This is a genomic window from Bradyrhizobium sp. LeoB3 (assembly GCF_055456055.1).
On the sequence record NZ_JBVBEF010000107.1, the window covers coordinates 1 to 26,098 of the forward strand.

The following is a 26,098-nucleotide window of genomic DNA, read 5'->3' on the forward strand; positions in this document are numbered from 1 at the left end:
GCGTCGCCGCCGATTTCCTGCTCAATCTGATCGCCTATAATCTGATCCGCATCCCCAAACTGGTTGCAGCCCAGCCAGCCCAGACCTAGCCTCCCGGACGCGCCAGCCCAACGAGGCCTCCGCAACAAAAAAAACGCTTCATTCCTCACGTTTTTCAGCAGACTGTTAGGGCTATCCGTCACTGTGATCGACGCCCGCAGCAGGCTTACTGTCCAAGGCGCTGGCTTCATTGCGCGACATCGGCTTTTTGGATGCTGCGCGGTCTGGCCAGATCACCTTTGCCGTATTCCATACCTTGGGATCCTCCATCGCTTCCCTGGACGAGATCGCCGAGACCGCCAATTTCATGGCTGGTGCAAAATATTTTCTGGTCAAGAACTTCATCAACGACACTCAGTTCTTCCAGTGGGACCAGTCGACCTACATCTCCTATTTCCACCGAATCAAGAACGCGACCGAGTTGACGATCCCTAAGCTCAATGAGATGGCCTATGAGCAAGTCGAAGTTGCTTCCGTCCCGTTCGTCGACTTCATAGCCAACAAGGGCCGGCACGACGAGGCCGCGAACTACTCGTTCGTGCTGCGCGGGTATGTCCGGCACTGGCTCTCCAATGTGTGGCGCGAATATGATCGCATCAACTTGACTGAAGTGGCAGGCGCCAAGTCAGTGACCGGCGGCGGCGAAAAATAATCGCTCGTTCGCCCATTGAAGGCCTGAACCCCCTACGAAACTCGCTCGATGTTAGCCACGCCCGTCTACATCATCTGCTCTCCGACCCCGCAGGTCGGCAAGACCCTCGTCTCTCGTCTTCTGAGCGAGTTCTTGCTGCTGAAGAACGGCTCTGCGCTCTCCTTCGACGTCAACCTGAAGGAGCCGTCACTCGTCGATTACCCCCCTAACATCACTGAGACGGCGGATGTGATCGACACCTACGGCAAGATGCAGCTGATGGACCGGCTTATCCTGCACGACCGAGTGGCCAAGGTCATCGACCTCGGCTTCCATGCCTTCGATGAATTCTTCAAGATGTGCGAGGAGATCGGCTTCATGAAGGAGGCGCTCGGTCGCCGTGTCGCCCCCATCATCCTATTCGTCGCCGCTAGCGACCGCGCCTCCTCGCGCAGCTATGAGATGCTGCGGCGGCGGATTCCGCCGGGGGCGCTGGTCACCGTCCACAACGAATTCGTGCTGCGCGGAGAGTTACCTGACGCCATGGATGGCGGCCGTGTACTCCGCTTTTCGGCGCTACCGGTATTTCTAAAGACTTACGTCGACCGACTGAGCTTCTCATTCACGGGATATCTTCGCGACGAGAAGGATTCGTCCAGCGAGTTGCATCAGTGGATCCGGCGGAATTACACCATGTTCCGCGATCTCGAGCTATTAGCGATGCTACAGCCGTCGCCTTGAGTCGGGCTCTACATGTGGAGAGCTCCCGTGATACAAGAGTGTTTGAGGTTTCATCGGAGTGCTTGCGGCGCATGGTTTCCGAAAGATTGGCGAGGTTGTGTGCCCGCTATCAGGATAGTTCGGACAGTACCGATGGGCGCGTAGCGCAGGAGGCGTGCTTAAACTGGGAGCGGCGTGCCTCCCGATCGAGCCTAGCGCTTGATCGAGAGGCCATGATTGATCTAGCTCGATCATGGTCATTCACGATGTGCCACGGGAAGGCTCGTATTGATCCGACGTGCCGTGTCGGGACGGCCTTATACGTGGTTTGAACGAAAATCACGTGGCACGTGCACCGCATATTTCTTGAGAAACAACGCCGGCGCCATTTTCACATTGTGCCCTTCTGACACTCGTCAGCTTCTTAACAGCTAACTCTCTTAGGATGAGAACCTCGATATCTAGACGGCGACGCCACCTATCATGAAGGAATGAACATCGGAGTGCTTGATCTCGGAGTAATCGGAGGCGTTGGCGGCGGTCTCGGCCGCGGCAAATGATGGTGATTGTGTGCTGGTTTCAGGCTTCGGCAGCCGGATTCTCGGCCGAAAATTCCATCGCTTTCACTCAATCACCTTGCCGTGCGCCAGATACGAGCTTTGCTATGTGATGTGAGGTGCCATGGAGCGAACGAATAACAATTTCAACCTGTTTGATTTTGATGTGGAAGGATTCGCGCAAGCGTACTATCAGCAGCCGCAGGTGGGGCAGCAATCGGGCACCACGAGCCCGCAAGCAAGCTTTGAACAGCAAATGGACGAGTTGCAGCTCAATTCGTCTGATGAGAGCTCCGCAAAGTCTAGTTCGCCTGATGAGGGTCCCGCAGACGGCGGTGAAGGACTCCGGCGCGGTGCCCTCGGCGGTTCAATGCGGATGCCGCCACACTCGCGCTTGAGGGACAACTCGTTCAGCAGCACGCGCCACAGCGTGGACCTCCCCCGCGCTAACTTTCGAGCTTCGGCCCAAGTATCGCCGCGGTCCAATTTGCGGGATGATCTGTTCAGCAGTACGCGCTATACCCTGCCATCTGAGGAGCAGCCCGCGACTGAGACGAAGAACAGGAAAAATCGCGGACTGTGGTCGCGTATCAAATCAGGGGTTGGAAAGGCGTTTGGGGCGAGCCACGGCGAAAAGCCGTCTGGCTCCACGGCTCGGCAAGAGATCCTTTCAACGAAGTTTCGCGTGGATTGCGCCAAGCAGCCCGGCCGAACACGCGGGGTCCCTGAGGAGGACGAGGCGCTGTTTGAGGACTTCAAAAGCAAAGCCAGTGTCACCCAGGACGACGGCACCAAACCACTGGGCGACGGCACCATCAAAAACGCGATAGCCGATCTGCGCCATTTGAGCGCCCGCCTTAGCCAGAACGGGAGGCCATCAATCGCGGATCGAATTGGCAACCCCGAGTTGGAAGCTGGCTTGGATGACGATGTGGAAACCTATGCGAATGATCGCAGCAGGCGCATCAAAGCGGCATTGAAAAAGCTCCGCGACGTCGGCGCCGGAAGAACGTTGTCAGTCGATATCCGCCGCCTTGTTCCTTATCCCGCAGACGCAACCCTCATCGACATGTGGGCCAGCGCGGAAAAGGCGACACACAGGATTGAGCCGGAGACTGTCGATCGACACGCACGCCGCCTTTACAGGCTGAGTGATTGGCTGCAAACGCGCGACAAGGGGGCCATGGCTGGCCGACTCAATGACGATGGGCTGACCCGAGATGTTGAACAGTACAGGCAGCAAACCGAGGACACCAAAATCAATGCCGATTTGCTCAGGCTTCGGCGATACCAACAAGTCCTCGAGGCGAACAGAGCGCTAGGGTTGCCTCCTCCTGAGCACGCGCGTCCGCTCGCCGGGGAAGGCGCTCGGCAGAACGCTTCGCCGCAGGAGCTTCCGGCGACGCCGGCCACCCCGAGCGCGGGCGCTTGGGATTGGTTTAGAGAGGCGATGCAAGAACCCGCGACATCCACGCTCACACTGCGCCATAGCCCACAGCCCAGCCCGTCGCAAGGACTTCCCGCAACGCCGGCCACCCCGAGCGCGGGAGCTTGGGATTGGTTTGGGGAGCAGATGCAAGAACCCGAGCCATCCTCTGCCAGAGCCCCGTCATCAGACATCTACGGCGGTCTAGAGCCACTGGTTAACCTGAATCCGCCCACACCGTATCAATTGCGGGACGATGCTCACTCTGCGCCGGCGCCTGACTTCGCCAGACCGCCGTCGTTCGTCGGGCCATCAGGGGCCCCTCAGGATCTACTGGATATCGGACCTATCGTCGGCGAGGGCTGGCGCCACGGCTCGCAACCGGCCTCAGAAGTCCTGATCGACGTACTGAGTAACATCAATCTCCTGCCGAACCAGTTCGGCCCAAGCCGGTTCGCGATCAACGGCGAGCATTACTCGGCCACGTTTGGGCCGGCAGGGCGCAGGGACGTTCGTCTCATCCATCATCCTCGCGCGAGGCCGATGAATGAAGCTGGGCCATCCCGTCAGCCCGTCGCGGATCTTGGGTTTCTTATCCGCGGGGGGTGGCAGCACCGCGAACGCTGGCTTCCGACTTACCTTGTTCGTGTACTAGAGGGGGAGCGCCGGATGCCGGAAGTCGGGCGCCCGACATATATCAACATCCGCGGCGTGCCTTACAGGGCCGAGCTGCAGGAGACGGACGGCGGCTCCCGTGTTCGTATTTATCCTGAAGCTGGCTGAGGAACGCGCTTGGGCTGCAACCTCGGGGCAACGGGGCAGCGAACCGGGGAAGTGTCCACCGTCCAGCCACTGGCATAGGCTTGCTCGCGCCACGGGCGCCTATGGGAAGCGGCCTGCGCGATGACGGCATAAGCGTTTGGATAAAAGGAAATGGCAAAGGCAAAATTCAACTTACTTGGTGCCGAGGTCCGCGCAGCACTCGAGCGGCTGCTCGATGTGCTGGCAGACCTGGGACTTACCGCCACGCCGACAGGGTCCGGCTTGGCCGCAAGCTGATCGGAACACGCCTCAAGGAAGAAATGGGCTTTAAACCGCTGCGGCGGCGACAGTGCTTGGCGTCACGCTTCTCGGCGGCGCGGCGGCGGCATGGCCGCTAGCGGCGCGGGCCTCGCGCATGTCTATTCGATCAGGATCAGACCGGGAGGGAGTGACTCGTCGTACAGACTGGCCCGGTCGGATCGTCCGATCGGAACGAACCCTTTGATTTTTGCGGTCTGCGGCGCTGGGACGCCGGATTTCTCCAGCTTGCTGGCAATCAGGCCGCGCAAAGGCATGGGTAGGTCCAGGCTCCGATCGTCGACGACGCGCGCGGCCCGGAGGAACAGAATCTGCAGGTCGAGCAACTCGGGCGTAGTCCAATCTGTCAATCGGCGTTCAAATTTGGCTCTCCGTATTGCCTCATCTGAGGATGTTACTTTCGCTTGACGGACGTAGCGCCGACTGTCGGCCGGTCTGAGGTTGCGTCATTGCTCGCAGGATCGGAGGGACTGGGGACGTCGCGGAGTGCCCATCACACGTAGCGGCGGCCCCAGTCCCGGGGTCAGCGGCCTGTGCCGCACCTTCAGCCGTGCGCGGGATGATCGTCTCGACTGCTTTGCGTCTGAGCGATCGCAACAAGCGCTGCACGATGGTGTGCTGTGGAGGACCGAACTGTTCGGGGCATTGTTCAGCGAGGCGACCGAGAATTGCCAGCGCGGTCAGACGGGGCTCGGCCGTCAGCCAGCGCTCGATGTTGGCGAGGTGCGGATCGAGCATTGATGGCATTCTCATGCGCTTTTTGTATGGCTTGCGCATGCGCCGATGGATGATGCGCTGCTCCCCTAGATGCAGGTCATTGCCGAGCTCCTTCGCGAACGCTGCTGCGATCTTTGTCGGCGCCGGTGGGCTTGCTGCCGCGAGCCTGCCCAATCGGGCGTCGACACGCGTGCCGAGCTCCGCCTGGGCGTCTCTCATCTCGGCCAGCAGGGCCACGGGATCGAGCGTGCGATGAAGCTCTCGAAGACGCCGTTTGACTACCTTGCTCAACCTCGGATGCCCCAGTGCTCGTTCATAGGGCGTGGCCGGAACATGGTAGCGCTTGATCACCTTCGCGCCCTCGCGTCGCTTGTCCTTCAGCTTGAAGGACGGCTGGAAGAAGTTGGTGTGCAGCCGAGATGCAGCATACAAACGTTCAAGCACGCGCGTCGTCTCGACACCATCGAAGCGACCGTACCCCACGAGTCGCCGGACGACCGCGCCGGTCGGGCCAGGATTGAGCCTGGTCGCGGATTGGAGCCGGGAAGAGTTCATCGCCACTCTCCGCACGGGCAAAGACCCGAGCGGACACGAATTCGACGAAAAGATGAATTGGCGTACGTTCGGCAAGATGGACGATGACGAACTGGGTGCCAACTACGAGTATCTGACGCACATGCCTGACTCCGAAAGCGATCGTTAACTAAATGAATGCCTCGCTTAAAAAAATGCGCGCATTTCACTGCGAAAGCGCCCACATTCGGCGGGCTTCGAGCGCATGCCGCCTGCTGGCCTGACAGATGGGTCCGCAATCGCAAGGCCGTGACCCAATATCCAAACTGTCAGGCCTTCCGGCGCACCTTGGCGTGCCGTGCTGAAACGCTACTGAACGTTGGGCGCCCGCTCGCTCTGCAGGTGTAGTCCTTAACGGCCTTACCATTGACAGAATGATCGATCCCGGCTGCGATATCAAAGAGCGCCTGGTCATTCCGACGCTACGCGGACGTCATGCGAACGCCTCGCTAATGGAATGGTCCGGCCGTGCTCCCGCCCTGCCAGCAGCGAATCCTGGCAGGGGGCACCGAAGACAAGGAGCACGCCATATCACGGAAGCTCGAGGCTTCGCCCACCGCAATCGGCATCGATATCGGCAAGAGCTTGTCCTACATCGTCCACCAGAACCAGCGCGTTGTCATCGTGTTGCTGCAATAGGTGGCCGCGTGGCCAAGTGGAGGCCTCGACTGGCCAATCTGCCGCCGTGTCGGGTCGGCATGGACAATCGGACACAAGATTTGGTCGAACGGACGCTGTCTTCCTCCGGCCTGCCGCACTGGAATTTGCTCGATCATGAATCGCGCCGCTATCCGTGAGCTCACATGGTGAGGCGCAAGCAAGGGTCGGATCGGATGGTAAGGCGAACCAGCCACAGAAAGGCCGGCTGCGCTGTCGCGAGAATGCTAGATGTGGTCGGTGATGGGTGGTCGCTCCTCATAGTACGCGACACATTCGAGGGACTGAACAGGTTCGGCGAATTCCAGAAGAGCCTCGGATTGGCCAAGAACATACTCTCCGCGAGGCTCCGAGACCTCGTACGATACGGGGTCTTTAAAGTCGTCCCCACTTCCGATGGCAGCCCATACAACGCATACGTGTTGACCGAGAAAGGCCAAGGTTTGCGACCGGGTTCTGGTCGCTCTTGGCGAGTGTGGAGAAGAGTTCTTTCTCGTAACCGACGACGACCTACTTCCAATGAGCGGGCAAAGCTATCTTCATTCAGTCCGCGCAGAGTCCTCCCGGAGTCGCAGCAAGGGTCGCCGCGCTAAACTGAAGAAACAGAGGCAATACCACTGGACAGCAGATAACAAGCTTGGCTCGCTGGTTGATCCGGCCGGGCGTGGAATGAGATAAACGAGTCTTTAGGTGGAACGACAGAACTTCACATGACTACGTTGGTATTGCTGAGCGGGTGACAGGCCCATTCCGAACTCGCTGCAGACCAAACAATCTCGGTCATCTTGAGCTACTAGAGGAGTATGCGAGAAGCCGCAGTTTCGTTCTGATATCCCAAGTAGCATTTGATCGGCGATCGAGGTTTAGGACGATTTTGCTTGGCGCTGGCCGGGTCACCGAAACTGATGTGGCGATACCTGAATCGGCCCATTGGTTGCAGTCGAAGCTTTCCGACGATCGCTAGAATCTCGGGTAGCGGGCGATCACATTCGCGAGAGATCCTCATTACCGTTGCGAACAAAAGCATACAAAGCGCCGCATCGATCGTAGTATGATCACTGACATTTTATGCGATCGAAATCGCCAGGAAAATTGGAGTTTCGGAACATGAAATTGACCAGTCTCGCACGTGTTTTCCGCTTGTGTGGAAGAGAGGGTTGGGGTGACAAGAGCAGCGAGCGAGTTGCGCACTGCCCGCCGATACGGGTGAGTAGATTGCGGGGATCTATCGAAGGCTATCGCCCGCCTCGGGGCGCTTGCTACGATCGACAATGGCGTCGGTTTTCAGCTCGTGCCCTCCCCACCCGAGCGCGGATTGAGCAACCGGGGGCTCCGTCGTCCTAACAGAGGATGAACTGTGAATCTGATCGGAAGTGAATGCCTCTGGGCTCGCGCAACACTTGCTGCTTCGAGACCTCGTAGTCCCTTCTCTCCAAGTCTTCTACCATCGGGTTCATCAAGAGGCCTGCGAGCCTTAGGATCGCAACGAGCCCGGAAGGACTTGAATGTACGCAGCCAATTGTAGGGATTCCGACGCAGGTCGCGACACTACCTGACAGATAGGTTGCGAAATGTCTCAGACCTGTAACGTCGAGCCGCTCGAATTCTCAGCCCTCCACCAGCAGACCGATAGCCTGCCAGCGGCGAGGCTCGGTCGGGCATTGGAGATCCTGCAGAGGCTGGCCGAACGCACTGCGCATCAGTGCGATGCGCACGGGTTCTTCATTGCGTCGGTGCGCCGATGGCGGTCAGCGTATGCGACTGCAAAGACGTCGAACAAATGGGCTCGGCCTTTTAAGCATCAGCAATTGATGCAGCCCGAAGCTTGCTTTTTGACTTATGCCCAAGTTTGGAGCGAATTGAAATGAATTGGCGCGGGCGATGTTGTTGCTGAGGTCGTAGGACGCAACATGATGATCGCAAAAGTTATTCATATTCATCTCGCAATTGCGACCCTGGAGTGAGCCGTACTGAAGCTATCGCGCATCATGACAGCGTCGGGGTTCCGTCCAGACGACAACTAAAGGCGACTCTCGGCACCGTTGAGAGCCCTCTGGCTCCCCGAAAATGCCTTGCTGTTCTGAGGCATCGCGTTGCTTTTCTCCAAGTTCCTGTGCTGGCCGCCTCAGCCGGCCTGCGAGCTATATTCATCAACGAACTCGATAAGGGACTTGAATCGCACGTAGCGTCAGATTGTAAGGTTTCCGACACGAGTCGCGACAATGCGTCGCGACAACACTTTATGACAGGTAGCAAGAATTGCGAATGTCTCCAAACCCTAGGTTCACGCCGCTCGTCTCCCTCACGCTCCTCGATCAGTCCACCCGCACCCGTGTTGGCAACGTAGCCTATGCGCCTGACACGCGACCAGCGCCGGCTCAGTTGAGGCTACAACAGCAGGAGCTAGAGAGCAGGACCCGCTGTCTTCGCGTCCCTGTTGCCGGGCGGGCAACGAAGCTCTGTACAACCTCGACATCCGCCGGCATTCATCGCCAGAGGTGGAATGCAGGCGGCGGAACCACCCAGACCACATGTCTGACAACGCCTCTACGGGAACGGACTCGCCACTATTTGGTGTGCCCGATCGGCTGCCGCCTGGGCGCCGCGTCGGATCTGGCTGAAGGTCGAGAATTCTGGCCCTCCCCAAATACGCCACCGCCCGACCGAGGCGTGTTTTCCTAGCTCGGGGGCGCATTGGTTAGTTCGTCCCGCGTTAGTGGCTTCTGAAAGAGCGGCCGACTGCGGGACGCGAGGCGCCTGCACGCGTTCGAAGTTCCATTTTGTCATGACTAAGCGACCTCGAAGGGTCGACGGCATAGCAAGCCTCACCGCAGGCTCTGGCCAACACGGGAGCTCAAAATGTTGATGTCTCGTATCAGTTCGGATGCAAATCCAGCCATTCGCTCTGGTGCTTTGCGTTCAGCTGCGCCTGCTGGCGAGGCCATCGCCCGACCAATGACCGGAAGCATTGCCGCGATTGGCGCGCAGTTGCGGCAGGGTGCTGCCACAGCCCTCGATGCTTTGACTCATTCCAGCCAACCTCCCGGCATCCACACCACGCTAAGAGTTGCCAAGCGCGCATGCGATCCACAGCAGACGGCCGAAATTTCTAATCCGCAGATGAGGCCGGCCGTTGGCAACATTGCTCTTCTTCATCGATCCCGTCTCCGGACGTTTACGTTGACTCGGGACAACTCAGTCTCGCTCGGCTTCATCATCGACGGTGATCTGCTCGATATTTTGGCATGACTTGAGAAGGGGCAATGAAATGCGAACGCTAGTGGTTGATCATGATGAGGACCTAGCGCGCGCTGTCCAAAGCGCGCTCTCGGATTGCGGTTTCGCCGTTGATCTGGCACCCACTCTGGATGATGCGGCGACCGCTCTGGGCTACGCCAACTACGACATTCTCCTGCTCGAGTTGGCTCTACCAGATGGAAACGGCTTGGACTGGCTGAAGCGGTTGAGACGCGACGGACATTTGATGCCTGCAATAGTGATGAGCAGCCTCAATGACCTCGGTCGACGGATCGCCATTTTCAATGGTGGTGCAGACGATTTCCTACCCAAGCCTGTATCTACTGATGAACTCATCGCCCGGATGCGAGCCATTCTGAGGCGGTCAACGCAAATGACAGCCCCCGTGGTCACATTTGGCAATCTGAAGTTCGATCCGATCGCCCGGCAAGCTTCAGTTGGTGGTCGGCCGCTCAGGATTGCGCGCCGCGAATTGTGCATTCTTGAGCATCTCCTCAGCCGCGCTGGCCGTACCGTGCCGCGGCTGTCGCTAGAGGATAGCCTCTATGCGTTTGACAACGAGGTCTCGACCAATGCGCTTGAAGTCGCGATCTATCGCTTACGCCGTCATTTGAGTCAGTCGGGTGCGACCCTACGGATCACGACCGCACGCGGCATCGGTTATATCCTTGAATTGAATAGCGTGGCATCGGCCGCCTAGTCGATCGAAGTTGAAAGCAAAGACTCCCTTGAAGATCGCTCTTAATAATGAGGGTGGCAGCGATCGACGCTCGATCGTCGCCAGTGCCCTGTGGTCTGTCGTTTATCCTTCTCTTTCCCACCTCCTGTGCGCGGTCGCTTTCCTATCACCACTAACTGCCGCAGCTCAGACGACGCGGGATGCTAGAGAGGGGCCGCCGCATGCGGCTCCTAGCAGCATTAATGGAACGCTGGACCTTTCCTCCTCGCTCGGCAAGACAATTCATCTGCCTGGGCCGGCCGCGAGCATCTTTGTTGCCGACCCGACGATCGCGGATTATCAGGCGCCGTCGAACACGACCATCTTCGTCTTTGGCAAGAAGTCCGGACGGACCAGCCTGTTCGCTTTGAACGACAACGGGGAGGCTCTCGCCGAGTTTCGTGTCGTCGTAACACAGCCGATCGAGGATCTGCGTGCCATGCTCAAGGCCCAGGTCGGTGACTATCCGATCCAAGTCAGCTATACCCCGCGTGGCGCGATCCTTAGCGGTATGGCTCCCAATGCCGATGTCGTCGCCACTGCCGTGAGGGTTACGGAGCAGTTTCTCGGTGCGGGTGCGCTGGTCGTCAATAAGATTCAGGTCGCCGGGTCGTTACAGGTCAATCTGAGCGTGCGCGTGGCGGAAGTCTCCCGCAGCGCTATGAAGGAGCTCGGCATCAACCTCTCCGCTTTGGGCCAGAATGGCACTTTCGTTTTCGGCTTTAGCAGCGGCAAAGGTGCTGCTTCCGGCACGGCGAGCGGCGGCGGCGGCAAGGTAGGGATCGGCCTCAGCGCTGGTAATATCAACGTCGGCGCTGTTCTCGACGCGCTAGCCAGCGAGCACCTCGCTTCCGTACTCGCTGAACCGAATCTCACCGCAATGTCCGGTGAGTCCGCGAGCTTCCTGGCCGGCGGCGAATTCCCAATTCCGGTCATGCAGGACAACCGACAGGTTTCGATCCAATTTCGTCATTTTGGAGTGAGCCTCGAGTTCGTCCCGACCGTTCTTAACAACAATCAAATCAATGTCCGCGTGAAGCCTGAGGTCAGCGAGATTTCGAAGGAAGGTGAGGTCAAATTGAACGGTATGGCCGTGCCGGCCCTCTCTACAAGACGGGCGGAGACCGTTATCGAGCTTGGGAGCGGACAAAGCTTTGCAATAGGCGGGCTAATCAGGCGTAACTTCAGCGCGGATATCAGTACTTTTCCCTGGTTGGGCGACGTGCCCATTCTCGGTGCGCTGTTTCGCTCTTCGTCCTTTCAAAAGCAGGAGACGGAGCTCGTTATTATTGTCACGCCTTACATCGTGCGGCCCGCATCCAACGCGAACCGGATGAGCGCCCCGACCGATCGCATCGGACCACCCTCAGATATGGGGCGCATCTTAACGAACACGTTGGCAAGTCCGCCGCGGGGCCGCGACGCTCCACGCACCAGTGTACCAGGCGCGACAGGCGGCGCCGGTTTTATTATCGAATGAGGATCGTCGAATGACTGTACGAGCCCTGCCGCATCTGTTCGTTCTGATGACGAGCCTAGGCGGCTGCACAAGCACTGCTACGATCAACACCTTTCCGTCTGAACAAGGAACCATGGTGCAGCAGCAGAACAGCGTCTTGGTGCTGCAGAGCCTCCGTGGGCTCGAGCGGTATCGACTGAGAGAGTTCATTGCCAACAACAGTCGCGGTCGGTTTGATGCGATCCATCTCGATATCATCGGCTCGCCCCGGCTCGCCGCGCAGGTAGCCAGCGAGGCCCGCGCAATGGGCCTTGCCCCTTACAACATCCGCCTGTTCGGCCCTCGCCTCGACCGGCCTCTTGGCTTCGCGGTGCGAATCCAGGCTACTGTCTATGAAGCACGTCCTCCCGTCTGTCCGTCGCTTGCCATCATTGCTCCTTCAGTCAACGACAATTCGTTCGACCAAACCCTTGGCTGCTCAATCCGCAACAATCTGGGAGTCATGGTCAACGATCCGGGCGACCTGCTGGACAATAGAGCTGTCATGGCAACAACAGGCGATCGTGCCGCCGTTCCTGTTGCCACATATGGGTCCATGGGACAGCGCAACAAGAGCGACATGGAAGCTGGAATTGGCAACAGGGCGTCGCCAGAAGCCGCGTCACCGGCGACGAGGGATGTACAGTCGCCTCGATAGTGCACGTCAGATGGCGCAATGATTTCTGCCATACGCGATATCTAGACAAGCCCGGCGGAATAGAGTGCTTTCGCAACCCCTTCGAAGCACTTCGAAGGAACAGCGTTGCCCAGCTTCGCACTCCGGATGAGCTGACGCGCCAGGGCCGGGTCCTGGACAATGCTGAGGTGCAGCGACTGCGCCTCGGCAAGCAATCGTGAGGCAAGTTCGCCCTCACCACGGCAAACCACGATCGGCACGCCGGTCTCGCTACGAACGTAGCGGAGGCCAATCAAGATCGCCTGCCCTGTCAGTATCAATGTGGCACGATGGACGCCAAGTGGAGGCTCGTTCGCTGTCTCCTGACGAAGGCGACGGTGTTCGCGTTTGACCTGCGGATTGCCCTGCTGTTCCTTCGATTCGCGCTTGGCCTCGGTCTCCGTCATGCGCATGTCCTGCAAGAACAACCAGCGCTGGATAAGGAGATCTGCCAATCCGCCGATCAGAAAAGCACCAGCAGCAATTTCCGTCAGCAATTTGATCTCAGTGAACACGAAACTGAGACACCCCATACCGCAGACCGGCAAGTACACCAGCGCCTTCCAACTAGCGACAACCGTGAGCAGAAAGCTGGCGCCAAGAATGCCCACCTTGAGAAGCGACTTCGAGAGTTCAATGAGCGACCGCTTAGACGCAATCCGCTTGAGCCCCTTGATGGGATCCAATTTCTCGAATTTCGGCTTTAAGGACTCGAAAGAGACGTTTAATCCACCATTGGCCAAGACTCCCGCTAGAATACCAGCGGCAACACCGGCCCCGAGGAATGGAGCAACGGCCGAAAAAAATAGGTCGATCAAGCCGCCCAGCGCCTGCTGGACCGCGCTAGTGAACGGCTGAGCCTGCAGTTTGTCGATGAGCCGCATCGTTTCATGCCACTTGATCTCGATGGGGGCCGCTCTTAACCAGAGGCAGCCGAAACCGGCGCAAACGCTGACTGCGCTGACCAAATCGGCGCTGCGCGGGCTCTGCCCTTTCTTGCGCGCATCTTTTAGCTTCTTGGGAGTGGGAGGGAGCTTCTTCTCTTCGCTCGAGCCACTCATTTCAGGAGCTTCTCGAACAACTTGAGCACGGTGTTGGACTGACTGATCTCCGATCCCATATATTCGACGAGGAAGGTGGCGTAACTTACCATGATGATCCCATAGGCCAGGTTCTTCATGGTGGGAGAGACATCGTTCAGTTTGATTTGCGGTGCAAACCGCCCAAGTATCATCACCGATACATCAAGCAGCAGCAGGAATGCCAACACCGGGCCAGAGACCAGTAGCGTCGTATGCATGATGTGATCGAGAAGCCGCAGACATTCCATCGCGCCTTGCGCGGTCAGACTAGGCATCAGCCGATATACGGGCCAGATCAGATAACTGCCATAAAGGCCCGTAATCACATTCTCCAATCCCCCGGCTAGAACGAAAATCGCAATCGCGGTGGTACCGAGTAACACCGCTGTCGCCGAAGCTTGGCCGCGCGTCGCGGGATCATCAGAAGCAACAGGGTTCGTAATTCCCCGTTGGGTGTCGATGAGCTCACCCACTGCTTGGATGCTCCATAGCGGAATACTGAGCAAAAGGCCGATGAGCAGGCCGACGAACACCTCTTTCAAACCGAGGAGCGTGACACTGATCAGCCGGGAGCCCTGATCCAGCGACTGCAAGCCGTGCCTGATCTGCAACAGGCATGGCAGTCCCATCGCAAAGGTCACGCAGCCACGGACCAGCCCGCTAATGCGCGGCCGCGTAAATACAGGAAGGACCAGCATAATGCCAAGGGCCCGGGCTGCTGCGAGGCCACCTGCAAGGACGAGCTCGATCGCCTCCTGGATCAGAGCTTGCGTCTCGGCGGGTGAAGGGAGGTTCATCTACCGTCGGCTAATGCTTGCCGTGAGTGCGGGAAAGTCGGTAAATGCCTGCTCTGCTTCCTTGATCAACGCGGCGCTGAGCACCGGAGAGAACAACGCGATCACCGCGACAACGACAAGAAGCTTCACAGTCAGTGGCAAGGTTTGATCCTGAAGCTGCGTTGCCGCTTGGATGATGCCGACAACCAGGCCGACAACGACCGCAGCGATGAGCGGTGGTAGAACCCAGATCATGAAGAGCACAAGTGAACGGCTCATATGAGTGAGAATGCTCGCCTCATCCATGTTCAGCCTCCCGGTGTTGTGTAACTGAGCACCAGCCCGTGCATGAGCCGTGACCAACCGTCGATTGAGACGAATAGAAACAGCTTGAAAGGCACGGATATCACCGTCGGCGAAACCATCGACATACCCATGGCCATCAAGATGGTCGTCACGATCAGATCTATGGTGATAAAGGGCAGATAGAGAAGAAAACCAATTTCGAAGCCACGCTTGAGTTCTGAAATTAGAAAAGATGGCACCAGAATGACCAAATCATCGGCGCTCACGTTGCCGCGCATGTCCTCGGGCCAGACCTGTTCGGTTGAAGCCAGGAAGAACCGGCGCTGCTCGTCAGCGGTGAACTTCTTGAGATAATCGCGCAGCGGCTCCTGCCCCTCCTTTGCGGCGCTCACCCAATCATCGACCGTTTGGTAGCGGAGTTGTGGCGCAGAAATGCGATTATAGGTCTGTTCAATCACCGGCGCGCCAATGAAAACCGTCAGGATCAGTGCCGCGCCATATAGAACGAGGTTCGGTGGGATAGATTGAGTCCCGAGCGCGTTGCGAACGAGGAAGAGCACGACGGATACCTTTATAAACGCTGTGCTTGTTACGACAACGAACGCGAGCAGGCCAAGGCCAGCTGTGAGCGCAAGGAGTCCAAGAATTCCCGGTTGAATGTCAGTCATTGACCGCCAACTTGCCGCACAGCCGGATGCCGAGCTCCTCGCCGATGCGTACGATGTCGCCGCGGCCGATGCGGTGGCCGTTGGCAAGGATATCGACCGGTCCGTCGAACGGCCGGCCAAGTTCGAACACATGTCCTTCGCTGATATTTCTCAAGGCCCCGAGTGCGACAGTCCACCGGCCGCATTCGAAAACCAGCGTGATCTCGATGTTGTCGAGATCGTTTTCAGAGGGTGGGCGGCTCTTTTCGGATTTGGTCATCATATGTGTACACTCAAGGGGATATGGTTGGAGGCGGAATGCCCCTCGCGCGATCAAGCGATCGTCTGCAATATGTGCCGGGGCCCATAAGGTTCCCGCCTTGAGGATGGCTTGGCCACGGGCGAAGGGTAATACGTCCGGCAATAGAGCGTCTCCTGCATTTGCTTTGCCTAGCAGCGCGACCGTAGCACGGAGCGAGCCGATCTCTCCCTTAACGATGACAGGCAATTCTGGAGGAAGCTGGCGTGCCTCTCGCGGCAGCTGACTGAGCAGTCCGCCTAACGCGCGAAACGCGGGTGGAACTGAACCATCGAGAGGTGAGAACAGGAACAGGCGCGCTTTGCCTTTGAATGGGCCGTAGGTGATTTCGAGCTCCAGATAAGGACCCTGAGCCGTTGCTTCGCTCACGCAGATCAGCCGCAAGCTTTGTTGTGTCAGACTCTCTAGCTGATCGAGCAACGGATCGAGTGCAAGTTCGACGAGGAGCGAACGAGTTGGCTCCGAAGGTAGGCCAAGCTCGCTCTGCACTGTCGCGATCAGCCCCTCTATGAGCGGACGGGGCAACGATAAGATGATCGTTTCATGTCCGAGAACCCAAGAGCAGTTGAGCATCGATACGGCACACGGCTCGGCGTCCCAGACAAGCCGTGCCATCTGCACCGATAGCGACTTATCGCCGAGACGGGTTTGCAGAGGCTTGCGGGAAGCGGCGATCTCGTTGAGCCAGGAGACGACGGCATGCGACAGGGTTAGCCCCGGTTCAAACTCCGATTCGTCGCCCGGAGCCATGCTCGCAGGCCCGTCTACAAGACGAGGCGCTTTCGCTAGCATAAGAGAAGAAGCCATCAGATTCAGTCGCTAGCCGTGTGGGTACGCGTACTACTGCGATACCGAAGCAAGACCTCGTCGTCGGCCTCTATCTCGGCTTCCGCTTCCGAATGGGAATCACTCGCGCGCTGAACGTCGCCCTCAATTTGCTGCCATTTGTAACTCGCCGCCGAGCACTTGGTCAAAATGGTCCGTGCGTCGAGGACCGACGTCTTGGCCTGCTCTTGAGCGTCGCGCACTTCCTCAAGCCTTCCGCGTGCTCGTGCGACCTCAGCTTTGAGCCGTTCAGTGACGATGTGACAGCGACGATCGAGCTCCTCGACAGACAGCGAATCAAACGATGCCAGCTCTCGGTAAAGCTCTCCTTCGAGCGCCGCTCGGTTTTTCTCGGCCGTCGTCAGATCCTGGACAGCTTGTTCCACCGCTTGGAGGGCGGTGCGAAGCTTGGCTTCCATGTTGGACACCTCACGAAGGGCGCTCCGCTGTCTCATATCCTTCACGAGCCGCAATTTCGAGGCATAGACACGATTCACGCGGTCAGACGTGACATCCATGTGAACGTCTCCTCAAAGCTTGATGCCTCGTCTCCGCTCTGACGCAGAAATTTCCGCAACTCCTCGATCGAATTAATTGCCCGATCTGTCAGAGGATCACTGCCTTGCTTATATTCGCCAACCTTCACCAAGAACTCGGCCTCGGCGTAGCGCGAGAGCAGATCACGGAAGAAGGAAGCTGCCTTGCGATGCGACACAGAGACGACTGCATTCATCACGCGGCTGCGGCTCGACAACACGTCAATGGCGGGAAAATGCTCGCGCGCTGCCAAAACGCGTGAGAGAACAACGTGGCCATCAAGAATGCCTCGCGACTCTTCGGCGATTGGATCACCCGAGCCGTCGCCTTCGACAAGCACGGTATAGAAGGCCGTGATTGAGCCGCGCTCGCCCATGCCGGCACGCTCTAAGAGGCCAGGAAGCATCGCAAAAACCGACGGCGGAAAGCCGCGCCGCGTCGGCGGCTCTCCTGCCGCAAGGCCGATTTCGCGCATGGCGCGGCTAAAGCGCGTCAATGAATCCATCATCAGGACGACACGAAGTCCTTCATCACGAAAATATTCGGCGAGTGCTGTCGCCATGTGAGCGCATTGCGCTCGTTCCATTGCCGAGCGGTCGGAGGTCTCAACCACAACGACGGTGCGGCGAAGCGCCGCCTCACCGAGGTGCTGCTCGATGAATTCGCGCACTTCACGACCGCGCTCGCCGATCAACGCGACTACGGTGGCATCGGCAGCCGCGCCTTTTACAATCTGCGACAGAAGCGTCGACTTACCGCACCCTGGGTCTCCGTAGATGCCGATCCGCTGCCCCTCGCCACATGTCAGAAGCCCATCCAAGACACGGACGCCGAGTGGGAATGGCCGCTCGATAGCGCGCCTTGTCATTGGGTTTGGAGCCTTACCGCGCAGCGGACGAGTTTGAGCGGCCTTGATTGGACCCTTTCCGTCGATCGGACGGCCGAAGCTGTCGATCACCCGGCCAAGTAAGTCGGGGCCGACCGGAACTTCATGCATTCGCCCGGTCGGGACCACTTCTGCTCGGCTGGATAAGCCCGCCATGTCACCGATAGGAGTGAGCAATACCCCATCTTGCAATAGGCCGATCACCTCGGCCTCGAGCGACCACCCGGTGCGGGGATCCCGCAACAGGCAAAGCTCCCCTATGCGCGCCTCTGGCAAGACGGCATGAAGCAAGGTGCCGACCGCCCGTGTGATCCGCCCTCGTACAGCACGCGTGTCGATCTGCTTTGCTGTAGATTTCAAAGACGATAGCGCGGCGTGCAGATTCCTCTCTGCGACCGCATCGGTCGCCGATGTTGTCATGGCTCGTCTTCCTTTGAAGGCAAACCCAAACCAAGGCGCAGAGCCCGGAGCTGCGCAGCAAGTCCAAGATCGACATTGCCAAATTCGCTCCACAACACGCACTGGTCCGTCGTTAGAGCCGGATCCGGGTCAATCCGCACTTTCGGCCGGCCCTCCTGTCCATCCCAGGCAGCGAACTCGCGCGCCAGCGCATCAGCTTTCAAAGGAGAGACATGAAGGCACACTTCCGCGCTACCATATTTTTGCTCGATCGCATGACGAACGGTCCTCACCAACATCTCGCCTGGATCAAACGCGCCCAGCAGATCGCTTACGATCTCCATGACAAGCTGGGGCAATTCCTGCTCCAGAATAGCTTTTCGCTGCGCAAGCGTGGAAGCAGCCTGCGCGATCAGCCGAGACATTTCTTCGGCGCCGCTCTTGAAGCCATCCGCTCGGCCGCGCGCCCGTTCCCGCTGATAAGCTGTCCGTCCCCAGCCGCGAACGCGTTGAAGATGCCGCTCGGCGGCCGCGCGCGCTTCGACGGCATCGCACCAGATCCCGAGCTCGGCAGCCCGTATAAATGGCCCGAGCGGACGTATCTGGGGGGCCACCGGCAGCGCTGGGTCATCAGCCGTCATGCCGTGGCGTCTCCCTCGACAAATGGGTTATCACCAAGGAAAGCAACGGGCCCGCGGCATTGCGGTGTTCGGCCGCTGGATTCTCGGCAGCAGTGCCTATGGGCGAGCGTAGCAAAATGCGCGTGCGGTCAAGCGAAGAGGCTTCGTCGAGCCAAGCACCTAGGCAGGCATGGCCATCGTGTTCAATCTGTTGCGAAAGTTGTTCCGGATCAGCAGTAGCGGTGGTTGCGACCGCGCTGGCCAAGTGCCGGATACCGAAAGCGTGCGCTTCTGCCCCGATTCGTCCAAGCAGAATTGCGAGATCCTGCTTTGAGACGAGCTTTAGGAGCGAGCGAGCATGCCAGATACTGCCGGCAAGCAAAGCAGCCCTATTCGGATCATGGCCGAGCAGAAGATCTCTTCCCCAGTTGCTGCTGCTCGCGTCCATTCCATTACCAAGCAGCATTTCGGCCAGTCTTACCTGCAGCCTCGCGCTCTTCTGTAGCCGGAGCAAAGTCGAAGCCGACAGCCGCGCGTCAAGACGGGCAGCAAATTGGCTCAGATGGGTCGAGGCAGCGAGCTCGCGCAGTCCTTCACAGGACGATTCGGACCAAGTATGAGATTCGGCGGATCGCAGCGGTATAGGCATTTGCACACCCCTATGCCCTGTCGGAGGCGATCTTTTTACCGGGAGCTTGGATAGCCGGCGTGCTCGAAGGGGTGCCCAGTCTGGCTAGCGCGCGCGCTGGCTGGGCACCCTGACGCATACGAGAACCAAGGAATATGTAGCAGAGAAGGCCGAGCGCAGCGCCGGCCACGCCGACACCGGCCGCAAGTAGCGGGGCTGAAATGGATTTGCGCGACTGAGCGGAAGCAGCTGGCAAGGGCGACGGCTGTTCAAGCGGAGCCCGTTCAACCGGTACAAAGACCACCGCCACCTTGTCATAGGATAGGCCCTCGATACTGTTGGCGACCAGCATCTTGATCTGCGGCAGCAGAGCCGAGAGCTTTGCATTGGAGTTATGTCGAATGAACACCGACGCTGAGGACGGCATCGTGTCCTGGCGCAACAGATCATTTTTCGGCAAAACAACGTGGACACGCGCGGATATGACGCCGTCGATATCGCTGATCGTGCGCGACAATTCTTCGCTCAGGGCGTAAACGAAGCGAGCGCGCTCCTCGGTCGGCGAGGCAACCAGGCCCGATCCTTTGAACACCTCGCCGAGGTTCTTGAAAGGCTGGCGCGGCAGCCCTTCTAAATTTAGCAGCTCGATCGAAAACGCTAGCTGCTTCTCCTCGACCTGGATCGTGCTGGTCCCGTCCTTGGCAGTGACACGGACCGCATCGACTCCCTTACTTAGCAGGAGCGCAAGCATCTCATTGGCCTCACGCTCCTGCACTTTGGTGTAGAGCTCAGCCTTACAGCCGAGCAGAAGGAGCAGGAGCGGCAGCACGGTAAAAGCACGCAACCATTGAGCGAATGGGCGGACATGGCCGCTTTGTCCGCAGATGGAACCAGTCATCAACGAACTCAGCCCGCCGATAGCAATTTGTTCATAGATGAGCTGACGGCACTGGTACTCTTGGAGACGAGCGAAACCTCGACGACACCTTTGTAAACGTCTCGCAGACTCGCAACCATCGCGTCAAAGTCGAGCACCCCTTCCGGTTTGCCCGCAGGGCTCGCCCCCACGGGCTGCGGCGGCGAAAGCGGCTGAGCGGCCGGCCCAGGTTGCACGACCTTCGAAATGGCGGCCACGCCGCCGCTCGCTGCAGAAGGAACGGGGCTGCTTCGGTACATCGAAGAGAGCGCCTGGAGCACGCGCTCGCCAGGCGGACTCGCCTGCACTGTTGCACGCTGAACCTCCGACATCGCAGGAACGGACGCTGCCTTATCTGTGACCGAGGAGACAGCGCCTGACGTCGAAGCGACGTGCATTAGAGCCTGCTGAAACTGGCTCTGCGCGCCGATTGCTGCCGGCTGGCAGAGCCCGGAGAGGCCTTCGGCAGGGTTCAGGGAGATCGGCGTAGCGGCTAGCATGATCGAAGGTGTCATTGGTTTGGCGCCGATGAGGCACGCCGTTGTTAAGAATTGATGAGTCAGCACCGTAAAGAGGCGAGCTGACCGCAAGCTGACGAACACGCGAGCCATAAGGCCATTTAAAGATCACGTTCGGCTTCCAGTTTGAGCGAAGTCTTATTGACGCATACGCATTTATGAACGGCTTTGACCGAAGCACTTCCACCCGTCTCGCGCACGCTCCATCGGCTGACATCATCCAGCTGCTGCGCGCACCACCATCACCAAGCGGCGGTGTTGAGACTAGGCGTGTTGCCACCTAACGGGTCAATACCCTAGAAGGGCGAACTGACGACAAGCCGACGAACACGCCAAGGTTTGCGTCATCTAAAGATCACGTTTGTTTCCAAATTGGCCGAATCTCAGCTCTTGTTCTGAGGTCGAAGGAACTAGGGAATGCTTGTGCGAACCACGATGCTGGACATTTTAAAGAGAGCTCTTTGTGTCGGAGCTTTCGTTTCCAGCGGAATACTTCCGGCGTTCGATGCTTCCCTCTCGCTCCCATCGACACCTTATAACTATACGGTTCTGGATCAGGAGCTCTCTGCCGCACTGCAGGAATTCGGTAACAACCTAAATATCAGAGTCAACGTCAGCGCCGAGGTGAAGGGCCGGATCCGCGGGCGAATGCCGGATCTGCCAGCGCGAGAGTTCCTCGATCGTTTGACGAACCTCTACAATCTTCAATGGTACTATGATGGGCTCGTGCTTTACGTATCTGCTGCAAGCGAGGCGCAAAGTCGTCTGCTTGTGTTGAAGCCGATCAGCTTCGACGCATTCAAAGCGGCGCTCGATACACTCAACATCTCCGACGAGCGCTATGCTGTACGAGCGGCACCAGGAAATGGCATCGTCCTGGTTTCTGGTCCACCACGCTTTATTGCGCTCGTGGACCAAACGCTGAGTGGCCTTGTGGCGGAGGCGCAGGCGCGGCCACACGCCGCCGATAAGCAGCCGCGGGAATCGATTCTGAAGTTATTTCGTGGCTCCTCGACCATGGTCATTCGCGATGGACGACCGGAAGCCCCCTATTCTTCCGACGCGCCGCATCAGGACAGCATGGTGCGCGAGCCTGCGCCAGGCCAGAGATGAAATGGAGAATGCGCGGCGGCTTTTGGCGAAAGTCAATGCCCGTCTGCATTGGCTCATTGTGAATCCTTCTGACGCTCGTCAGCTTCTCGAAAGCTCACCCTCCTAGCATGAGAGCGCGGATGTCTGGACGGCGATGCCGTCCATCCACCGTATTGGACATGCACGTCGAGGCACCCGATGCTCGCAATGACCTGAAACCGGGTTGGCGTCATTGTTGCCGGTAGCTCGCAGGCTGCGGCTCAACGCGAGTCTTCTAAACAGTTCTCCGTAGGCCGCGATGCAAGTGGCCTTTGTCGAACAAGGGCTCGGGGCCGCTCCATGTTTCAAAGGAGGAACAGGATGGATTTCAACTCAATCGACCCACTGAACACGGACCCCCGCCTGACTTACCACCCCCGCCCGCCGATCCAACGGGCTTTGAGCACCAGCTGAGCGAATTGCAAGATAGTGCTCCGCCATACGTTACTCGGTCGCCAGTGCCGCAGGGCGAAGCCTATTCGCCATATTTGGAGGCCGGGCATCCCTATTCGTCACATTTGAATTGGCAGGATGATCTGCATACGCCGGCCGCGGTTTCCCCTGAGCCATTACCGGCCACTGGCGAAAGCTTTCAGCAGCCCAGCTCGCAGCAGGCGATTGCTGAACCGCTGGCGAAAGCCGCATATTTCGATCAGGATCTGATTTGGCAGGAGCTCGAATCCGGCCTGCAAGCCGGGCCGTCGCAAGCCGGGCCATCATCCTTCGCCCTGGAAGGCCCTCAGCGACCCATCTCGCAGCAGGCGCTTGCTCAGTCGCTGGCGGAAGCCCCCGATTTCGATAAGGACCCAGTTTGGCAGGAGCTCGATCCCGGGCTGCAGGCCGGGCCATCGCAGGCCGGGCCGTCCTCGTCCGCGGGGGCCGCGCCACGCGAACTCGGAGATTTCGTCATGAACAACGGACGCCGTGCCAGCGAGTACTGGGTCTTCTTTCCCCAAACGGCCTCGAACGCTCAGATGAATATGCTAAGAAGCGTCGGGCTCATGCCGAGCAGAGACTCACCGACAACCTTCTCCAGTATAGGTGTCCCCCACACAGCCGAATGGCGAGATGAGGATTTCGTTCGTATCAACCCGTCGCTGGACCCTAGCCTCTGGCCTGGATACTCGGGTGAGGATTCACCCACTGGGTAGACGTTCCACAGCAGCTCGCGGCAGGGCCATGCGCCTCCCCGCGAAAACAGACCTTCGGGATGTCGCCGACGGCAGCAGCGCCTGGCGACGTCCCTCCTGGGCGTCGACGATCTTGGCTATCTTAGCCTCGCGCCAAGATAATTGTACCCGGTCAATTAATTATGCGTCCTTTCAGAGATCTGGTCAGGCAGTCGGCGCGGCCAGGACATTCCAGCTGAGAACGGCCCACATCATCCCCGCAACGTTCCGAGTCTCAACCGGCAGGGGTTTTGAAGGCACCTCGAGCGGACTTCGCAGCGAGTGAAACGAAGTTGATGCCGGTGATGGCGCCGACGTCCTAGTTCTTCAGCCAGTCGCAGCGCCGGTAGAACTCGATCGGCATGTGTCCTCGCGCCGTCAGCGACTCCTCCAAGCCCCCATTGGTGAGGCGGGCATGCCCGTGCTGCGAGCTGGTTGTGGAGCGCGTACCCGTGCCCAAACCCGCTGGGCCTTGGGGTTGCAGTCCAATCGAGTTATTCAGCCACGTCCAACAGGATAGAGACGAACGCGCGGTCCTCTGTCCGTTTCTTGCAACTCGGCCCTATAGGGTACACCTTCGATGAGGATATGCGTTGGACGGCCCGCGCTCGGCACGAGACCCTCGTCGTCCAGTGCTTGGACGAGCTCTAGTGGGGCGAAACGTTCGCGGTTGTGATCCCAATGCCCCTCGCGGATCACAGGCGCGAAATCCAGTCGCTGCTGATGACATGGCCTGGCAGACGACGATGCCCTGGTTTCATCCATCTGCCCAACTTGGGAGTGATGGACGAGAAGAACGTCGCGGGGCCCTTCCGGCCCCAGCTCGGCCGTGTAGGGCTCACGGTTGATGGAAAAACGTGTGATTGGGACGAAGTGGGTCGGCGGGAGCCCGCTGTGATCAAGTATGTCGATCAAGACGTCCGAGGCCCGTCGGGAGCCGTGCTCCCAGTCCGAATCGACGAGAGGCCCGATGTCCCGTACCTTATGATGGTTCGCTGATAATGGGTCGATTGGATCCATACTGCTCTCCTCTTGACGATACAGGGCCTGCGCAAATCTGCGGAGTTACGCGCCGGACCAGTGTACGGGGCGGCAGAGATTTCAGCGCGAGCCAAGACTAATCTTGCAGGGGCTAGCTGTCGAAAACCTGACGAGTGTCACAAGGAGCCAATGGCGACCGTGTTGGTTTCCTCCGGAAGGTGCGGCGTCGGTCGTCTGCTGAAGAAGAGCTGGTGATGGTCGAAGACAAGGAGCCGCGCTGAACCTGGAGGACTGCCTATGAAACTGCACCGCTTCCGTGACACTTGGACGTCGTCTTCGGTGACATCGATGCAAGCTTTCGGACTTTTGCAACCGAAAAGCTTGCAATTTCATTCCCGGCCTTGACCTGGGCCTACCCGACGGGTCCGACCTTTTCGCAATTGATCGTATCGATGTGCGGGTAGTGTGTGTATCGACGCGCGCCGTTTCCATACTTAGCCCTTGGGCGCGGATCGCGCGAGCCTTCGCTTGGTCGAGGCGTCGGAGCGGCGGCCGGGAGCTCCTTGCAGCTATCAGGCGGGTTTCCGCGTTTCAGCATCTTCCGAAACACGGCATACGCGTCATTTGCGCTCTCATAGGCGGACAGGGTCGAGTCATCGTTTACCCAGGCGAGCACGATAACCTTTGCAGTTTCCCGATTGGTGGTATCGAAAGAAAAGGCGGAACTGCTGCAGGAATTGAGTGCCTGCATTCGTCGCCGAGCGTGGCGCCCTGCCGGTAGACATCACGAGTGGGTCGCTCGGGATATCTTCGAGCGCCAGCTTGAGGACGGCGGCGAGAAGCTCCGCCATGCGCTTCTTCTTATATCCCTTAAGATCCTTGTTTTGCGCTTTCTCGACGGCCGCGATCATCGCCTCGAGCTGGTCGAGAAATAGCGGGTGCGCGTAGATCGTTCAACCATTGATCTTGGGGTTATCGTCGCTCACGCCTCGTCATCTCGGAGAGCCGAGTTGAGATCGACCTTGACGCCTTTGACGAGGGCCTTGCCGCGCGCGAGCAGCGACTTCGGTACGGGCCGAATCCGCGCCCGCTGATCGGCCATGGTCTCGTGCAAGCAATTTAAGAAACTTGCCGATCACTGGATCGCCCTCGTCCGCGCGCGCTTGCTTCTTGGCTATCACGACGGTCCCGTCGGAGAGGCCGCGGAACACGACCTGGTCGCGCTTGCCCAACCCCAGGATCTTACGGATGGGTACCGGCACGGTTGTTTGGCCGCGCTCCGTGATTGTCGCGGGATTTCAAGGATTTCGGCCGTCTTGGTCACGGTCCGCTCCCATAATCTGCCCCCGGCAATGCATTTCCATTGTAGGTCAAGAGACGTCAGATTGCGAGGGAATGGGACCGCGAGAAGATCGACAATGAACGCTACACCGTGGCACGCTGGAGGAGGACTTCGCCCACCACATGCGAATGCCATCCCAACCAAGCGAAGGAGAGGATCTCTCAACGGCTCAGGTGCAGTCAGTGCAGAGAATCAGACCATAGGGCGCGTAGACTGAGCCTGAGAGAGCAAGGTCGGTCACAGGCCCACCGCTTGTTACCCATGGTCATTCCCTAGTACCCACTTTTCATAGAACGTGAGTCGTGATTCAAGATCGGGATGATTTCCGAAGCAAGAGAAGTCCGCGTTTCGCGGAAGGAGCGTCTGGAGCTAGAAGCCCGGTGCCGCTTGCCGCGAACGTTACAGCGTGATCTGAAGCGTGCCCGGATTGTTCTATTGGCCGCGGAAGGCTGCAGCACGCGTGCGA

The 26,098-nt window shown here is 58.8% G+C and carries 26 protein-coding genes and 3 pseudogenes; 13 read left to right on the forward strand and 16 right to left on the reverse strand.

The features are described from left to right. Positions 1–168: 168 nt before the first annotated feature. The 4 genes and pseudogenes from ACZXDY_RS38140 to ACZXDY_RS38155 form a co-directional block, all read left to right on the forward strand. Positions 169–691, forward strand: a pseudogene (locus tag ACZXDY_RS38140) (hypothetical protein); the annotation flags it as partial. Between the two features lie 48 nt (positions 692–739). Beyond that, positions 740–1,411 carry a hypothetical protein gene (locus ACZXDY_RS38145; protein ID WP_028169373.1) on the forward strand — a complete coding sequence of 224 codons (672 nt, stop codon included), beginning with the start codon at positions 740–742 and terminating at the stop codon, positions 1,409–1,411. A gap of 660 nt (positions 1,412–2,071) precedes the next feature. Continuing rightward, complete coding sequence (locus ACZXDY_RS38150) at positions 2,072–4,156, forward strand: hypothetical protein (RefSeq protein ID WP_464349085.1); 2,085 nt, start codon at positions 2,072–2,074, stop codon at positions 4,154–4,156. Positions 4,157–4,306: 150 nt separating this feature from the next. Continuing rightward, positions 4,307–4,432 (forward strand): hypothetical protein, encoded by a 126-nt coding sequence (locus ACZXDY_RS38155; protein ID WP_283813353.1) that lies wholly within the window; start codon positions 4,307–4,309, stop codon positions 4,430–4,432. Positions 4,433–4,554: 122 nt separating this feature from the next. Here ACZXDY_RS38155 and ACZXDY_RS38160 read toward each other — a convergent pair whose 3' ends face one another. Together ACZXDY_RS38160 and ACZXDY_RS38165 are read right to left on the reverse strand one after the other, a co-directional pair. Further along, positions 4,555–4,779, reverse strand: a complete 225-nt coding sequence (locus ACZXDY_RS38160) for a hypothetical protein (RefSeq protein ID WP_165421630.1) — start codon at positions 4,777–4,779, stop codon at positions 4,555–4,557. Between the two features lie 55 nt (positions 4,780–4,834). Next, complete coding sequence (locus ACZXDY_RS38165) at positions 4,835–5,725, reverse strand: hypothetical protein (protein ID WP_464349086.1); 891 nt, start codon at positions 5,723–5,725, stop codon at positions 4,835–4,837. A gap of 486 nt (positions 5,726–6,211) precedes the next feature. Here ACZXDY_RS38165 and ACZXDY_RS38170 point away from each other — a divergent pair, with 486 nt between their 5' ends. The 6 genes from ACZXDY_RS38170 (at position 6,212) to ACZXDY_RS38195 (ending at position 12,532) form a co-directional block, all read left to right on the forward strand. Then, the gene (locus tag ACZXDY_RS38170; protein WP_155255612.1) at positions 6,212–6,382 is read left to right on the forward strand and encodes a hypothetical protein; all 171 of its coding nucleotides are present in this window, start codon (positions 6,212–6,214) and stop codon (positions 6,380–6,382) included. Between the two features lie 242 nt (positions 6,383–6,624). Further along, on the forward strand, positions 6,625–6,993 hold the full coding sequence (locus ACZXDY_RS38175) for a winged helix-turn-helix transcriptional regulator (RefSeq protein WP_464349089.1): 369 nt from the start codon (positions 6,625–6,627) through the stop codon (positions 6,991–6,993). 2,266 nt (positions 6,994–9,259) lie between these two features. Then, positions 9,260–9,649, forward strand: coding sequence for a hypothetical protein (locus ACZXDY_RS38180; RefSeq protein ID WP_130581341.1), 390 nt, complete (start codon positions 9,260–9,262; stop codon positions 9,647–9,649). A gap of 19 nt (positions 9,650–9,668) precedes the next feature. Then, a complete protein-coding gene (locus tag ACZXDY_RS38185) occupies positions 9,669–10,358 on the forward strand; it encodes a response regulator transcription factor (RefSeq protein ID WP_028168822.1) in 690 nt (229 codons plus the stop codon). A gap of 28 nt (positions 10,359–10,386) precedes the next feature. Then, positions 10,387–11,856 carry a type II and III secretion system protein family protein gene (locus tag ACZXDY_RS38190; RefSeq protein WP_463331890.1) on the forward strand — a complete coding sequence of 490 codons (1,470 nt, stop codon included), beginning with the start codon at positions 10,387–10,389 and terminating at the stop codon, positions 11,854–11,856. A 10-nt stretch (positions 11,857–11,866) separates the two neighbouring features. Further along, the gene (locus tag ACZXDY_RS38195) at positions 11,867–12,532 is read left to right on the forward strand and encodes a CpaD family pilus assembly lipoprotein (RefSeq protein WP_028168820.1); all 666 of its coding nucleotides are present in this window, start codon (positions 11,867–11,869) and stop codon (positions 12,530–12,532) included. A 41-nt stretch (positions 12,533–12,573) separates the two neighbouring features. Here the strand turns inward: ACZXDY_RS38195 and ACZXDY_RS38200 are convergent, their stop codons facing one another. The 11 genes from ACZXDY_RS38200 to ACZXDY_RS38250 form a co-directional block, all read right to left on the reverse strand. Then, complete coding sequence (locus tag ACZXDY_RS38200) at positions 12,574–13,611, reverse strand: EscU/YscU/HrcU family type III secretion system export apparatus switch protein (RefSeq protein ID WP_130228581.1); 1,038 nt, start codon at positions 13,609–13,611, stop codon at positions 12,574–12,576. Beyond that, positions 13,608–14,429, reverse strand: a complete 822-nt coding sequence (gene sctT / locus ACZXDY_RS38205; protein WP_028168818.1) for a type III secretion system export apparatus subunit SctT — start codon at positions 14,427–14,429, stop codon at positions 13,608–13,610. The genes ACZXDY_RS38200 and sctT overlap by 4 nt, the downstream gene beginning before the upstream one ends. Then, positions 14,430–14,714, reverse strand: a complete 285-nt coding sequence (locus tag ACZXDY_RS38210) for an EscS/YscS/HrcS family type III secretion system export apparatus protein (protein WP_028168817.1) — start codon at positions 14,712–14,714, stop codon at positions 14,430–14,432. 2 nt (positions 14,715–14,716) lie between these two features. Further along, positions 14,717–15,382, reverse strand: a complete 666-nt coding sequence (gene sctR, locus ACZXDY_RS38215; protein WP_028168816.1) for a type III secretion system export apparatus subunit SctR — start codon at positions 15,380–15,382, stop codon at positions 14,717–14,719. Further along, on the reverse strand, positions 15,375–16,430 hold the full coding sequence (gene sctQ, locus ACZXDY_RS38220; protein ID WP_463331889.1) for a type III secretion system cytoplasmic ring protein SctQ: 1,056 nt from the start codon (positions 16,428–16,430) through the stop codon (positions 15,375–15,377). The genes sctR and sctQ overlap by 8 nt, the downstream gene beginning before the upstream one ends. 62 nt (positions 16,431–16,492) lie before the next feature. After that, a complete protein-coding gene (sctO, locus tag ACZXDY_RS38225; protein ID WP_463331888.1) occupies positions 16,493–17,023 on the reverse strand; it encodes a type III secretion system stalk subunit SctO in 531 nt (176 codons plus the stop codon). After that, positions 16,999–18,348 (reverse strand): type III secretion system ATPase SctN, encoded by a 1,350-nt coding sequence (gene sctN, locus ACZXDY_RS38230; protein WP_463331887.1) that lies wholly within the window; start codon positions 18,346–18,348, stop codon positions 16,999–17,001. The genes sctO and sctN overlap by 25 nt, the downstream gene beginning before the upstream one ends. Next, complete coding sequence (gene sctL / locus ACZXDY_RS38235; protein WP_130228584.1) at positions 18,345–18,968, reverse strand: type III secretion system stator protein SctL; 624 nt, start codon at positions 18,966–18,968, stop codon at positions 18,345–18,347. Before sctL ends, sctN begins: the two co-directional genes overlap by 4 nt. After that, positions 18,958–19,596: a hypothetical protein gene (locus ACZXDY_RS38240; protein ID WP_028168811.1), complete on the reverse strand. Its 639-nt coding sequence runs from the start codon at positions 19,594–19,596 to the stop codon at positions 18,958–18,960. Before ACZXDY_RS38240 ends, sctL begins: the two co-directional genes overlap by 11 nt. A gap of 10 nt (positions 19,597–19,606) precedes the next feature. Continuing rightward, a complete protein-coding gene (gene sctJ / locus ACZXDY_RS38245) occupies positions 19,607–20,473 on the reverse strand; it encodes a type III secretion system inner membrane ring lipoprotein SctJ (RefSeq protein WP_463331886.1) in 867 nt (288 codons plus the stop codon). Positions 20,474–20,481: 8 nt separating this feature from the next. Further along, a complete protein-coding gene (locus ACZXDY_RS38250) occupies positions 20,482–21,102 on the reverse strand; it encodes a nodulation protein NolB (protein ID WP_245476524.1) in 621 nt (206 codons plus the stop codon). A gap of 324 nt (positions 21,103–21,426) precedes the next feature. On the opposite strand from ACZXDY_RS38250, the gene ACZXDY_RS38255 reads away from it, so the two are divergent. Both ACZXDY_RS38255 and ACZXDY_RS38260 read left to right on the forward strand, forming a co-directional pair. Next, a complete protein-coding gene (locus ACZXDY_RS38255) occupies positions 21,427–22,122 on the forward strand; it encodes a secretin N-terminal domain-containing protein (RefSeq protein WP_028169429.1) in 696 nt (231 codons plus the stop codon). Positions 22,123–22,598: 476 nt separating this feature from the next. Next, entirely contained in the window at positions 22,599–23,291 is a 693-nt protein-coding gene (locus ACZXDY_RS38260; RefSeq protein ID WP_463331885.1) for a hypothetical protein, read from the forward strand. A 1,411-nt stretch (positions 23,292–24,702) separates the two neighbouring features. On the opposite strand, the gene ACZXDY_RS38265 is transcribed toward ACZXDY_RS38260, so the two are convergent. The 3 genes and pseudogenes from ACZXDY_RS38265 to ACZXDY_RS38275 all read right to left on the reverse strand — a co-directional run bounded on the left by ACZXDY_RS38265 (position 24,703) and on the right by ACZXDY_RS38275 (position 25,614). Beyond that, positions 24,703–25,041: a type II toxin-antitoxin system YhaV family toxin gene (locus tag ACZXDY_RS38265; RefSeq protein ID WP_464349087.1), complete on the reverse strand. Its 339-nt coding sequence runs from the start codon at positions 25,039–25,041 to the stop codon at positions 24,703–24,705. Then, the gene (locus tag ACZXDY_RS38270) at positions 24,944–25,201 is read right to left on the reverse strand and encodes a type II toxin-antitoxin system YhaV family toxin (protein WP_464349088.1); all 258 of its coding nucleotides are present in this window, start codon (positions 25,199–25,201) and stop codon (positions 24,944–24,946) included. Before ACZXDY_RS38270 ends, ACZXDY_RS38265 begins: the two co-directional genes overlap by 98 nt. A gap of 71 nt (positions 25,202–25,272) precedes the next feature. Continuing rightward, positions 25,273–25,614: pseudogene (locus tag ACZXDY_RS38275) on the reverse strand (type II toxin-antitoxin system PrlF family antitoxin). A gap of 336 nt (positions 25,615–25,950) precedes the next feature. Between ACZXDY_RS38275 and ACZXDY_RS38280 the strand changes: the two are divergent. Next, positions 25,951–26,098: pseudogene (locus ACZXDY_RS38280) on the forward strand (IS630 family transposase); the annotation flags it as partial.